This is a genomic window from Acidovorax sp. FW305-C-20-28 (assembly GCF_058783375.1).
Map to the genome: position 1 here is coordinate 349,343 of NZ_JBYSYM010000002.1, position 12,198 is coordinate 361,540.

Annotated in this window: 10 protein-coding genes; 8 read left to right on the forward strand and 2 right to left on the reverse strand. The window is 67.7% G+C overall.

Going from position 1 to position 12,198, the window contains the following annotated elements:
* Positions 1-29 precede the first annotated feature (29 nt).
* The 4 genes from AC3WOH_RS04890 to AC3WOH_RS04905 all read left to right on the forward strand — a co-directional run bounded on the left by AC3WOH_RS04890 (position 30) and on the right by AC3WOH_RS04905 (position 4,666).
* On the forward strand, positions 30-1,607 hold the full coding sequence (locus AC3WOH_RS04890; protein WP_492228272.1) for an ABC transporter substrate-binding protein: 1,578 nt from the start codon (positions 30-32) through the stop codon (positions 1,605-1,607).
* Positions 1,608-1,722: 115 nt separating this feature from the next.
* On the forward strand, positions 1,723-2,634 hold the full coding sequence (locus AC3WOH_RS04895; protein WP_184859572.1) for an ABC transporter permease: 912 nt from the start codon (positions 1,723-1,725) through the stop codon (positions 2,632-2,634).
* Positions 2,635-2,660: 26 nt separating this feature from the next.
* The gene (locus tag AC3WOH_RS04900; protein ID WP_184859574.1) at positions 2,661-3,641 is read left to right on the forward strand and encodes an ABC transporter ATP-binding protein; all 981 of its coding nucleotides are present in this window, start codon (positions 2,661-2,663) and stop codon (positions 3,639-3,641) included.
* On the forward strand, positions 3,638-4,666 hold the full coding sequence (locus AC3WOH_RS04905; RefSeq protein ID WP_492228273.1) for an ABC transporter ATP-binding protein: 1,029 nt from the start codon (positions 3,638-3,640) through the stop codon (positions 4,664-4,666). The genes AC3WOH_RS04900 and AC3WOH_RS04905 overlap by 4 nt, the downstream gene beginning before the upstream one ends.
* A 78-nt stretch (positions 4,667-4,744) precedes the next feature.
* On the opposite strand, the gene AC3WOH_RS04910 is transcribed toward AC3WOH_RS04905, so the two are convergent.
* The gene (locus AC3WOH_RS04910; protein WP_492228274.1) at positions 4,745-5,341 is read right to left on the reverse strand and encodes a TetR/AcrR family transcriptional regulator; all 597 of its coding nucleotides are present in this window, start codon (positions 5,339-5,341) and stop codon (positions 4,745-4,747) included.
* 104 nt (positions 5,342-5,445) lie between these two features.
* Between AC3WOH_RS04910 and fabF the strand changes: the two genes are divergently transcribed.
* The gene (fabF, locus tag AC3WOH_RS04915; protein WP_492228275.1) at positions 5,446-6,777 is read left to right on the forward strand and encodes a beta-ketoacyl-ACP synthase II; all 1,332 of its coding nucleotides are present in this window, start codon (positions 5,446-5,448) and stop codon (positions 6,775-6,777) included.
* Here fabF and AC3WOH_RS04920 read toward each other — a convergent pair.
* Positions 6,768-7,613: a MurR/RpiR family transcriptional regulator gene (locus AC3WOH_RS04920; protein ID WP_108016385.1), complete on the reverse strand. Its 846-nt coding sequence runs from the start codon at positions 7,611-7,613 to the stop codon at positions 6,768-6,770. The genes fabF and AC3WOH_RS04920 overlap by 10 nt on opposite strands.
* 230 nt (positions 7,614-7,843) lie before the next feature.
* On the opposite strand from AC3WOH_RS04920, the gene AC3WOH_RS04925 reads away from it, so the two are divergent.
* From AC3WOH_RS04925 to AC3WOH_RS04935, 3 genes are read left to right on the forward strand one after another with little or no spacing between them, the layout of a single operon-like run.
* Positions 7,844-8,857 (forward strand): ABC transporter substrate-binding protein, encoded by a 1,014-nt coding sequence (locus tag AC3WOH_RS04925; protein ID WP_492228276.1) that lies wholly within the window; start codon positions 7,844-7,846, stop codon positions 8,855-8,857.
* The gene (locus AC3WOH_RS04930) at positions 8,857-11,088 is read left to right on the forward strand and encodes an ABC transporter permease (RefSeq protein ID WP_492228277.1); all 2,232 of its coding nucleotides are present in this window, start codon (positions 8,857-8,859) and stop codon (positions 11,086-11,088) included. Before AC3WOH_RS04925 ends, AC3WOH_RS04930 begins: the two co-directional genes overlap by 1 nt.
* A gap of 33 nt (positions 11,089-11,121) precedes the next feature.
* Positions 11,122-12,186, forward strand: coding sequence for an ABC transporter ATP-binding protein (locus AC3WOH_RS04935; protein WP_492228278.1), 1,065 nt, complete (start codon positions 11,122-11,124; stop codon positions 12,184-12,186).
* Positions 12,187-12,198 lie beyond the last annotated feature (12 nt).

Here is a 12,198-nt window from a genome sequence, read left to right on the forward strand (position 1 = left end):
ACCCACTTTTCATCGACCAGGAGAACTGCATGACATTCCAGAAAAAACTGGCCATGACGGCCTTGTTCGCCGCGCTGGCAGCGTCCAGCGTGGTGACCAATGCGCAGACCATTCGCGTGGCCAACCAGGGCGACTCGCTGTCCATGGACCCGCACTCGCTCAATGAATCGCTGCAGCTGAGCGTCACCGGCAACGTCTACGAGCCGCTGGTCGGCCGCAACAAGGATCTGAGCCTGGCCCCGGCCCTGGCCACGAGCTGGAAGCAGACCTCGCCCACCGTGTGGCGCTTCGAACTGCGCAAGGGCGTGCAATTCCATGACGGCACCCCCTTCACGGCCGACGACGTGGTGTTCAGCTTCGGTCGCACGCAGGTCGAGGGCTCGGACATGAAGAGCTACACCAACGACTTCAAGGAAGTGCGCAAGATCAACGACCACACGGTCGAGATCGAGACCAAGACCCCGTTCCCCATCCTGCCCGACGTGGTCTCGCTGGTCTACATGATGAGCAAGAAGTGGTGCGAGACCAACCAGGCCATGGGCCCCGTGGACCGCCGCAAGGGCATCGAGAACGCCGCATCGTTCAAGGCCAATGGCACGGGCCCGTTCCGCCTGCGCGAGCGCCAGCCCAATGTGCGCACCGTGTTCTCGCGCAACGGCACCTACTGGGGCAAGATCGAGAGCAATGCCAATGAGATCGTGTTCACGCCCATCGGCAACGACGCCACCCGCGTCGCAGCCCTGCTGTCGGGCGAAGTGGACGTGATGGAACCCGTGCCCGTGCAGGACATCGATCGCGTCAACACCAGCGCCAACACGCGTGCCATCACCGGCCCCGAGCTGCGCACCATCTTCCTGGGCATGGACCAGAAGCGCGACGAGCTGCTGTACTCCAACGTGAAGGGCAAGAACCCCTTCAAGGACAAGCGCGTGCGCCAGGCCTTCTACCAGGCCATCGACATCGACGGCATCAAGCGCACCGTGATGCGCGGCGCTTCCAACCCCTCGGCCCTGCTGGTCGGCCCCGGCATCAACGGCTTCCAGCCCGATGCCAAGCGCCTGCCCTACGATGTCGAGGCTGCCAAGAAGCTGATGGCCGAAGCCGGCTACCCCAACGGCTTCGAAGTGTCGATGAACTGCCCCAACGACCGCTACGTGAACGACGGCCGCATCTGCCAGACCGTGGCGGCCAACCTGTCGCGCATCAACGTCAAGATCAACCTGCAGGCCGAGACCAAGGGCACCTACTTCCCCAAGATCCTGCGCCGCGACACCAGCTTCTACATGCTGGGCTGGACGCCCGCCACCTACGACTCGCACAACGCCCTCAATGCACTGGTGGCCTGCGTGGATGACAAGGGTGCCGGCCAGTTCAACCTGGGTTCGTACTGCAACCCCAAGGTGGACGAGCTGACCAAGAAGATCCAGGCCGAGACCGACAAGGCCAAGCGCGATGCGATGATCAAGGAAGCCTTCGACATCCATGCCGCCGACGTGGGCACGTTGCCCCTGCACCAGCAGGCCCTGGCCTGGGGTGTGAGCAAGAAGGTCACGCTGGTGCAACTGGCCGACAACTTCATGCCCTTCAAGTGGATGAGCATCAAGTAAGCAAGCGCCTTCCCTTCGAGTACCTAGATAGATAGTTAGAGACGGACATTCAGCAGACCAGCCACGCCGGTTGCTACCCGCGCCGTGCGTGCTGTCTGCCCACTGGTTTCCCACAATGAAAACAACCCTTGCCCGCTGGTTTGACAGCGACGTTGGCTACAGCTTCCGCACATCGCCCATGGCGATCGTCGCGGCGGTGATCGCCCTGATTTGTCTGTTCTGCTCCCTGTTTGCAGGATGGGTCGCACCCCACAACCCCTTTGACCTGGCGACGCTGGAGCTTGGCGACGCGCGCCTGCCCCCGGCCTGGATCGAGATGGGCTCGATGAAGTACCCCCTGGGCACCGATGACCAGGGGCGCGACATTCTTTCCGCGCTGATCTACGGCGCGCGCATTTCGCTCATCGTGGGTTTCGCCTCGGTGCTGCTGTCCGTGGTGGTGGGCGTGGCCTTCGGCCTCCTGGCCGGCTTCCGCGGCGGCTGGATCGACGCGGTGCTCATGCGCCTGTGCGACGTGATGCTGTCCTTCCCCGCCATCCTGGTGGCCCTGCTGATCGCAGGCGTCGGCCGGGCGCTGTTCCCCAATGCCCACGAGTCGCTCGCCTTCGGCGTGCTGATCCTCTCGATCTCGCTCACGGGCTGGGTGCAGTATGCGCGCACCGTGCGCGGCTCCACGCTGGTCGAGCGCAACAAGGAATACGTGCAGGCCGCCCGTGTGACGGGGGTGTCCTCCCTGCGCATCATGCGCAAGCATGTGCTGCCCAACGTCATGGGCCCGGTGATGGTGCTGGCCACCATCCAGGTCGCCACCGCCATCATCACCGAGGCCACGCTGTCCTTCCTGGGCGTGGGCGCGCCGCCCACTTCGCCTTCGCTGGGCACGCTGATCCGCATCGGCAATGACTACCTGTTCTCCGGCGAATGGTGGATCACCGTGTTCCCCGGTGCCATGCTGGTGCTGATCGCTTTGTCCGTGAACCTGCTCGGCGACTGGCTGCGCGACGCCCTGAACCCGCGCCTGCGCTGAACGAGAACAAGAAAAGCGATATTCCCATGAGTCTTCTAGAAGTCAAAAACCTCGTTGTCGAATTTCCGGGCCGCCGCGGTACCCTGCGCGCCCTGGACGACATCTCCTTTTCCATCGCTCCCGGTGAGATCCTGGGTGTGGTGGGAGAGTCCGGCGCCGGCAAGTCGCTCACCGGCGCGGCCATCATCGGCCTGCTCGAACCGCCGGGCCGCGTGGCCTCGGGCCAGATCCTGCTGGAAGGCCAGCGCATCGACAACCTCAACAGCGACCAGATGCGCAGCATCCGCGGGCGGCGCATCGGCGCCATCTTCCAGGACCCGCTGACCTCGCTGAACCCGCTGTACACGGTGGGCCGCCAGCTCACCGAGACCATCCTGGCCCACCTGCCCGTGAGCGCTGCCGAAGCCCGCCAGCGCGCCATTGCGTTGCTGCAAGACACTGGCATCCCCGCAGCGGCCGAGCGCATCGACCATTACCCGCACCAGTTCTCGGGCGGCATGCGCCAGCGCGTGGTGATCGCCCTGGCCCTGGCGGCCGAGCCCAAGCTCATCGTGGCCGACGAGCCGACCACGGCGCTCGACGTCTCCATCCAGGCGCAGATCATCACGCTGCTCAAGAACATCTGCAAATCGCGCGGCGCCGCCGTCATGCTGATCACCCACGACATGGGCGTAATCGCCGAGACCTGCGACCGCGTGGCCGTGCTCTATGCCGGCCGCGTGGCCGAGATCGGCCCGGTGCACGACGTCATCAACAAACCCTCCCACCCCTACACCAGCGGCCTGATGGCCTCCATCCCTGACATGGCGGTGGACCGTGAACGCCTGAACCAGATCGACGGAGCCATGCCCCGCCTCAACGCCATCCCCAAGGGCTGCGCCTACAACCCGCGCTGCCCCAAGACGTTTGACCGCTGCATGGTCGATCGCCCCGAACTCATGCCGGCCGGTTCCACCCGCGCCGCTTGCTGGCTGCACGCCCCGGCCACCACGGAGGTGTCCGCATGAGCGCCGTGCCTTCCACCACCGCAAGCGCCGGCAAGCCGCTCGTGCAGGCGCACGACCTGGCCAAGACCTTCGACGTGTCGGCCCCCTGGCTCAACCGCATGATCGAGCGCAAGCCCCGCACCCTGCTGCATGCGGTGGACGGCGTGAGCTTCGAGATCGAGAAGGGCAAGACCCTGGCCCTGGTGGGCGAGTCCGGTTGCGGCAAGAGCACGGTGGCGCGCCTGCTGGTGGGCCTGTACGAGCCCACGCGCGGCGGCCTCACCTTCGACAACCAGGACGCCCACGCCGCGTTCAAGGGCAACGATGCGCGCGCCATGCGCCGGCGCATCCAGATGATCTTCCAGGACCCCTATGCCAGCCTGAACCCGCGCTGGCTGGTGGAGGACATCATCGGCGAGCCGCTGCGCGAGCATGGCCTCATCACCGACAAGGCCGAGCTCAAGCAACGCGTGGGCGAGCTGCTGCAGTCGGTGGGCTTGTCGCCACTGGACATGGTTAAGTACCCGCACCAGTTCTCGGGCGGTCAGCGCCAGCGCATCTCGATCGCGCGCGCCCTGGCCACCGAACCCGAGTTCCTGGTCTGCGACGAGCCCACCTCGGCGCTCGACGTGTCGGTGCAGGCGCAGGTGCTCAACATCATGAAGGACCTGCAGCGCCAGCGGCACCTGACCTATTTGTTCATCTCGCACAACCTGGCCGTGGTGCGCCATGTGAGCGACCAGGTCGGTGTGATGTACCTGGGCCGCCTGGTGGAACTGGCCGACAAGCACGCCTTGTTCGAAAAGCCGCGACACCCCTACACGCGCATGCTGCTCGACGCTATCCCCAAGATGCACGACACCGGCAAGGCGCGCACGCCCGTGCAGGGCGAGGTGCCCAACCCGCTCAATCCTCCGCCCGGCTGCGCCTTCAACCCGCGCTGCCCGCACGCCAATGACCGCTGCCGCAGCGAGCGTCCCAAGCTGCTCTCCATCGGCGGCATCCGCATCGCCTGCCATGCGGTGGAAGAAGGCCGTATCCAGTAACCTGGCCTCGGGTTGACTGCTGCAAGGGCTCCTTCGGGAGCCCTTTTCCATGGAAACCCGCTTCGCAGGCCCGCTGTTTCAGGGGCGGTGGGGTGGTGCCGACAGATGTTCACGCAGGGTCGCGAGGATTTGGTCGGACAGGGCCGGTCGGCCCGCCGCCGTGGCCCGGGCCAGCACCAGGCCGCCCACCATGGTGGCCAGCATCTGCAGGGCGCGCGTGCGGCCTTCGAGGCTGGGTTCGGCGCCCGCCTCCAGGCCCTCGATCACGCGCGCAAAGCGCTCGATGTTGCGTTCGATGCCTTGTGCAAACACCTCGGACAGATCGCTTCCCGCACGCGCCGCATCCACGGCCAGCGCCGCGGCCGGGCAGCCTTCGCCCGGGTGGTCCCGGTGCTGCGGGGACAGGTAGCTCGCCACCCGCGCCGCAAGGCCGTCGGCGCCATCCTCCATGCCATCGAGCGGGGCGATCGACCAGTCGAATGCACGCGCGCAGGCTTCGCGCACCAGTGCGTCCTTGTTCGCGAAATGCCGGTACAGGCCGCCATGGGTCAGGCCCGCGTCGCGCGTGATGTCGGCCACGCCCACGCCCGTGAGGCCGTGCTCCCGGTACAGCCGCGCTGCGGCGTCCAGGATGCCCTGGCGGTTCTCGGCCGCCTGCGCCTTCGAGACTTTCATGGAGGAAACCTCTTTTTGATGATGGTCGTACGCATTAATCGCCGACTTGTTTATGATGGCGCCCGTCATCATAAATGCGCGGCGCTCGCCGTGCCTTGCACGCCATGGACAACAGCAACGCTACACAACTTCCCGGCAACGGTGCCGCCCGCGCGCAGCGCGTGGTCATCACGGGCATGGGCCTGGTCTCGCCCCTGGGTGTCGGGGTGGAGCTGGCCTGGAGCCGCCTGCTCGCGGGCGCGTCGGGGCTGCGCCGGCTGCCCGATGCGGTGGTGGAGGGCCTGGCGGCCAAGGTGGGCGGCGCCGTTCCGAGCAGGGCGGAAGACCCCGAAGGCGGTTGGGACCCGGACAGCGTTGCCAGCGCCAAGGACCAGCGCAAGATGGACCGCTTCATTCCCTTCGCCCTGGGCGCCGCGCAGCAGGCGCTCGCGCAGGCGGGCTGGGCACCCACGGACGAGCGAGAGCAGCAGCGCACCGCGACGGTCATTGCGTCGGGCATCGGCGGTTTCGGTGCCATTGCCGAGGCCGTGCGCACCACCGACACGCGGGGTCCGCAGCGCCTGTCGCCCTTCACCGTGCCGTCCTTCCTGGTCAACCTGGCTGCCGGCCATGTGTCCATACGCCACCACCTCAAGGGGCCGCTGGGCGCGCCCGTCACGGCCTGCGCGGCCAGTGTGCAGGCCATCGGAGATGCCGCGCGCATGATCCGCGCGGGCGAGGCCGACATCGCTGTCTGCGGCGGGACCGAGGCCACCATCGACCGCGTGAGCCTGGGCGGCTTTGCGGCAGCCAAGGCGCTGTCCACCGGCTTCTCGGACCACCCCGAGCAGGCCTCGCGCCCGTTCGATGCAGCGCGCGATGGCTTCGTGATGGGCGAAGGCGCCGGCATGCTGGTGATCGAGTCGCTGGGGCATGCGCTGGCGCGCGGCGCCACGCCGCTGGCCGAACTCGTGGGCTATGGCACCTCGGCCGATGCGCACCACATCACGGCCGGCCCGGAGGATGGCGATGGCGCGCGCCGCTCGATGGAGCTGGCGCTCGCCCAGGCCGGCCTGGCCGCCAGCGAGGTGCAGCACCTCAATGCCCATTCGACCTCCACCTACGTGGGTGATCGCGGTGAGCTGGCCGCCATCCGGCGCGTGTTCGGCACGGCCCGCTCGGTGGCGGTCACCTCGACCAAGGCCGCCACGGGCCACCTGCTGGGTGCTGCCGGCGCGGTGGCCGCAATCTTCACGGCCCTGGCCCTGCGCGACCAGGTGGTGCCCGCCACACGCAACCTTGTGAACCCCGACGAGCTGGCCGAGGGCCTGGACCTGGTGGCCGGCGCCAGCCGCCCCATGGCGCTGGAACACGCCATGGTCAACGGCTTCGGCTTTGGTGGCGTGAATGCGACGCTGGTGCTCAAGCGCTGGGCACCAGCGCCCACTCAGGCATAACGCTTGGCGCGCAGGTTCTCTTTCATCTGCTGCAGGATGGGCTGCAGCGGGCTGCCGATGCGCAGGGCCACGCAGGTGGCCAGCACATCGATGATGAGCAGGTGCATGAGCCGCGACACCATGGGGCTGTAGCGGTCGTAGCCCTCGGGGTGGTCGGCGGCTAGGTGGATCTGGCAGGTGCTGGCCAGCGGCGAGCCGCTGGCCGTGATGGCGATGGTGGTGGCGCCGTTCTTGCGCGCGATGTCGGCGGCGTCCATCAGGTCGCGCGTGCGGCCCGAGTTGGAGACGATCACCAGGCAGTCGCCCGGGCCGAGCAGCGTGGCGCTCATCACCTGCATGTGGCCGTCGCTGGTGGCGATGGACGTCACGCCCAGGCGGAAGAACTTGTGCTGCGCATCCTGCGCCACGATGCCCGAGTTGCCCACGCCATAGAACTCGATGCGCCGCCCCGTCTTCCAGGTGGCGGCGATCGCCTCGGCCGCACGCTCCAGCGCCACGGTGCTCGCGGCATTGCGGTACTGCAGAAAGGCGGCCACGGCGTTGTCCACCACCTTCACCAGCACGTCGCCGGTCTTGTCGTCGGCGTCCACGCTGCGGTGGATGAAGGGCACGCCCTCGCTCACGCTGCCGGCGAGCTTGAGCTTGAAATCGGCCAGGCCGTCGTAGCCCATGCTGCGGCAAAAGCGCACCACGGTGGGCTTGCTCACATGGGCGCGCTCGGCCAGCTCGCGCACGGGCAGGCGGGCGAAGCTGCGCGGATCGGCCAGCACGAGCTTGCCCACGCGCTGCTCGGCAGGGGCCAGGGACGACAGGGAGGCGGTGATGCGGTCAAGCACGCTGGCAGGTCCTCGGGGGCAGCGGGTTCATGGGATGGTGGCGATCAATGGTAACTGGGTTTCATCGCCAGGGGGAGCGTGTGGAACCCTGATGCCGCCGCGGGGTGCGGCAGCCGGTGTGAGCACCTGCCCTCGCGTAATCCCCGTGGTCGCCTGCAAGGGGCCACCGTAGGATGTCTGTCATTAAACTGTCACTAAACAAACCACTACAACACCAGAAAGAGACTTCCATGCAGAAATTCCTTGCAGGCACTGCGCTGGCACTGGCCGCATCGGGTGCCCTGGCCCAGGGCCAGGTCAACATCATCTGCTCCGTGCAGGCCGAGTGGTGCAATCTGATGTCCACGGTCTACTCCAAGACCACGGGCACCAAGGTCAACATGACGGCCAAGGGCTCGGGTGAGGCGCTGGCCCAGCTCAATGCCGAGAAGGCCAACCCCAAGACCGACATCTGGTTCGGCGGCACGGGCGACCCGCACCTGCAGGCGGCCGAGCAGGGCCTGACACTCGAATACAAGTCCCAGCAGCTCAGCCAGCTCTACCCCTGGGCGCAAAAGCAGGCGTCCGACTCCAAGTACCGCACCGTGGGCGTCTACCTGGGGCCGCTGGGCTTTGGCTACAACAAGGAACTGCTGGCCAAGCGCAAGCTCAACCCGCCGCAGTCCTGGGCCGACCTGCTCAAGCCCGAGTTCAAGGGCGAGGTGCAGATGGCCAACCCCGCATCGAGCGGCACGGCCTACACCATGATCGCCACGCTGGTGCAGATCATGGGCGAGGAAAAGGCCTTCGAATACCTCAAGGCGCTGCACCCCAACATCAGTGCCTACACACGTTCGGGCACGGCCCCGGTCAAGGCCGCCGCGCGCGGCGAGACCACGGTGTCGGTGAGCTTCGTGCACGATGTGACCACCGAGGCCGTCAACGGCTTTCCCGTGGGCTCGGCCACGCCCTCCGAAGGCACGGGTGCCGAAGTGGGCTCGATGAGCATCGTCAAGAACGGCCCCAACACCGAGGCCGCCAAGAAGTTCTATGAGTGGGCACTCACGCCCGGCGGCCAGCAGTTCGGCCTGGCGGCCAAGCAGTTCCAGCTGCCCAGCAACACCCAGGTGCCCCGCGATCCGCGCATGACGGACCCGGCCAAGATGAAGCTCATCAACTACGACTACGCCAAGTACGGCGCGAGCGCCGAGCGCCGTCGCCTGATCGCGCGCTGGGAAAAAGACGTCCAGAACGCCGGGCGCTGATGTCGGCGCACGCACTGCAGGCACCGCCGGCTGCAAGGCCTTCGGTCAACCGGCCTCTGTGGACTTGGCTGGCGCTGGGCCTGCTGGGCTATGTGGCGCTGCCCTGGTATGCGCAGCAGGATGCCAATGGCCTGACCCTGCTGGCCCAGGTCTTCAGCCAGGCGCAGACCGGCAGCGGCCTCATGCAGGCCGCCGCCTTCGGGCGGCCCTGGCTCTGGCTGGCACTCGCCGGCCTGGCCATCGCCGGTGCGGGCGCCATGCTGCCGGCGGGGCGCCGGCAGGGCGGCCTGCTGTTGCTGGGCGGTGGCCTCGGCCTCGTGTCCCTGCTGGTCAGCGGCTTTGCCATCGGCGCGCGTGGCTGGGCCTTCGACGGGCTGAACGCCAGTTTCGGCGAGCTGAGCGCGCGCCAGCCGGGCATGGGCTGGGGCGCCTTCGTGGTGCTCACGGCGCTGCTGGTGCTGGCCTCCTTCGGCCTGGCCCGGCGCGGCTACTTCAAGGGCGACCTGTTCGTGGCGGCCGCGGTGCTGGGCATGGGCAGCCTGCTCGCACTGTTCATCGTGTTCCCGGTGCTCAAGGCGCTCTCGGGCGCCTTCTTCCTCGAAGACGGGCCGTTCTCGCTGGCCGTGATGTGGGAGCGCGTGGCGCACGAGCGCAATTTCGGCCTGGCCTGCCTGGCGGGTGGCCAGCGCTGCGGCGTGGCCTGGAACACGCTGTTCCTGGGGCTCATGACGGCGGCCAGCACCACGCTCCTGGGCACCTTCATGGCGCTGATGGCCGAGCGCGCCTCGCGCCGCTACGCACGCCCGCTGAACGTGCTCGCGCTCTTGCCCATCATCACGCCGCCCTTCGTGGTGGGCCTGGGGCTCATCCTGCTGTTCGGCCGCGCGGGCGTGTTCAACCAGTTCCTGGAATACGCCTTCGGCATCACGCCCTCGCGCTGGTTCTATGGCTGGCTCGGGGTGTGGGTGGCGCAGACCTTCGCCTTCACGCCCATTGCCTTCATGATCATGCGCGGCGTGGTGCAGGGCGTCGCGCCCAGCCTCGAAGAGGCCGCGCAGACCCTGCGCGCCAGCCCGCACCAGACCTTCATGACCGTGACCTTGCCCCTGCTCAAGCCGGGCCTGGCCAATGCCTTCCTGGTGGGCTTCATCGAGAGCATGGCCGACTTCGGCAACCCCATCGTCGTGGGCGGGCAGTTCTCGGTGCTGTCCACCGAGATCTTCTTCGCCATCGTGGGCGCGCAGTACGACCAGGGGCGCGCCGCTTCGCTGGCCTGGATCCTCACGCTGTTCGCGCTGGCGGTGTTCGCCATCCAGCGGGGCCTGCTCGGGCGGCAGAACTTCACCACGGTGTCGGGCAAAGGCGATGCGGGCCTGGCCATGCCGCTGCCCGCCGGTGTGCGCCGCGTGGTGCATTCCGTGGCGCTGCCCTGGATGGCTTTCACCCTCGTCGTCTACCTGTTCGCGCTGGCCGGCGGCTTCGTGCAGACCTGGGGGCGCGACTACACCTTCACGCTCAACCACTTCCGCACGGCGTTCAACATGGAGTGGGGTGCGTTCGGCATCGTTTGGGCCGGCACGGCCTGGAATTCGTTCTTCACCACGATCAAGCTCGCTGCGCTGTCGGCACCGCTCACGGCGGCGCTGGGCATCGGCATCGCCTGGCTGTTGGCGCGCACCGAGTTCAAGGGGCAGGGGGCTTTCGAGTTCTCGGCCCTGCTGGCCTTCGCCATCCCGGGCACGGTGCTGGGCGTGAGCTACATCCTGGCCTTCAACGTGCCGCCGTTCGAGCTCACGGGCACGGCGCTGATCATCGTGCTGTGCTTCATGTTCCGCAACCTGCCGGTGGGCGTGCGCGCCGGCACGGCGGCGTTCAAGCAGCTCGACCGCTCGCTCGATGAGGCCTCGCTGATGCTGCGCGCGGGCAGCGTGCAGACACTGCGCCACGTGGTGCTGCCGCTGCTCAAGCCGGCCCTGGTGGCTGCGCTGGTCTACAGCTTCGTGCGCGCCATCACCACCGTGAGCGCGGTGATCTTCCTCGTCACGGCCGAGAACGAACTGGCCACCACCTACATCATCGGCCGCGTGGGCAATGGCGACTACGGCGTGGCCCTGGCCTACTGCACCGTGCTGATCGTGCTGATGTCGCTGGCCATCGCGCTGATCCAGTGGCTGGTGGGCGAGCGCAAGCTGGGCCGGCGTGCTGCCGGGGCCGTGCCGGCACCGCATTGAGAACGACCCGATTCCTCCGAGAGAACACCCACCATGAGCAACAGCGGCGCGGGCATCGTGTTTCGCCACATCACCAAACGGTACGGGGCCGACGCATCGGCACCCCTGGCCGTCAAGGGCATCAGCTTCGAGGTGCCGCGCGGCACGCTGACCACCATCCTGGGGCCCTCGGGCTGCGGCAAGACCACCACCCTGCGCATGATCGCGGGGCTGGAATCGCCGACCTCGGGCGAGATCTTCATCGGCGGCAAGGACGTCACCACGCTCGGGCCGGCCCAGCGCAATGTGAGCATGATGTTCCAGAGCTATGCCTTGTTCCCGCACATGAGCGTGGTGGGCAACGTCATGTACGGCCTGCGCATGTCGGGCCTGGCCAAGGATGTGGCACGCGCCAAGGCCGTGGAGGCGCTGCGCGGTGTGGGCCTGGTGGGCTATGACGAGCGCCTGCCCAGCGAACTCTCGGGCGGCCAGCAGCAGCGCGTGGCGCTGGCGCGCGCCCTGGTGCTGGAGCCCGAGGTGCTGCTGTTCGACGAGCCGCTGTCCAACCTCGACGCGCGGCTGCGCCGCGAGATGCGCGAGGAGATCCGTGCGCTGCAGCAGCGCCTGTCGCTCACGGTCGCCTATGTCACGCACGACCAGGCCGAGGCCATGGCCGTGAGCGACCAGATCATCGTCATGGACCAGGGCCTGATCGCGCAGAGCGGTACCCCCCAGGCGCTGTACGAAACGCCACGCAGCGAATTCGTCGCGGGCTTCATGGGCGAGGCCATGCTGTTTCCGGGCACGGCTGTGGCCGACGGCACGGTGCAACTGGGCCCGCTGGTCCTGCAGCCGCGCACCGCGGCGGCACCCGGCGCGGTGAAAGTGGCCGTGCGCCCCGAAGCCTGGCGCATCCGGCGTGGCGGAGAAGGCCTGCTGCCGGCCACGCTGCGCAAGCGCGCCTACCTGGGGGCGGTGCACGAGTACACCTTCGATACCGCCCTCGGGAACATCTTCGTCACCTCGTCGGACCTCGACGACGTGCTGGCCGTGGGCGAGCAGGTGCAGCTGGGCCTGGGCGTGCACGGCGTATCGGTGGTTGAAAGTACAGGCCCCTGACACGGCGATGCG

What these genes read in the sequence shown, in the direction of transcription:
- AC3WOH_RS04890 (WP_492228272.1), top strand. Translation starts at nt 30, where the DNA reads ATGACATTCCAGAAAAAACTGGCCATGACGGCCTTGTTCGCCGCGCTG.
- AC3WOH_RS04895 (WP_184859572.1), top strand. Translation starts at nt 1,723, where the DNA reads ATGAAAACAACCCTTGCCCGCTGGTTTGACAGCGACGTTGGCTACAGC.
- AC3WOH_RS04900 (WP_184859574.1), top strand. Translation starts at nt 2,661, where the DNA reads ATGAGTCTTCTAGAAGTCAAAAACCTCGTTGTCGAATTTCCGGGCCGC.
- AC3WOH_RS04905 (WP_492228273.1), top strand. Translation starts at nt 3,638, where the DNA reads ATGAGCGCCGTGCCTTCCACCACCGCAAGCGCCGGCAAGCCGCTCGTG.
- AC3WOH_RS04910 (WP_492228274.1), bottom strand. Translation starts at nt 5,341, where the DNA reads ATGAAAGTCTCGAAGGCGCAGGCGGCCGAGAACCGCCAGGGCATCCTG.
- fabF (WP_492228275.1), top strand. Translation starts at nt 5,446, where the DNA reads ATGGACAACAGCAACGCTACACAACTTCCCGGCAACGGTGCCGCCCGC.
- AC3WOH_RS04925 (WP_492228276.1), top strand. Translation starts at nt 7,844, where the DNA reads ATGCAGAAATTCCTTGCAGGCACTGCGCTGGCACTGGCCGCATCGGGT.
- AC3WOH_RS04930 (WP_492228277.1), top strand. Translation starts at nt 8,857, where the DNA reads ATGTCGGCGCACGCACTGCAGGCACCGCCGGCTGCAAGGCCTTCGGTC.
- AC3WOH_RS04935 (WP_492228278.1), top strand. Translation starts at nt 11,122, where the DNA reads ATGAGCAACAGCGGCGCGGGCATCGTGTTTCGCCACATCACCAAACGG.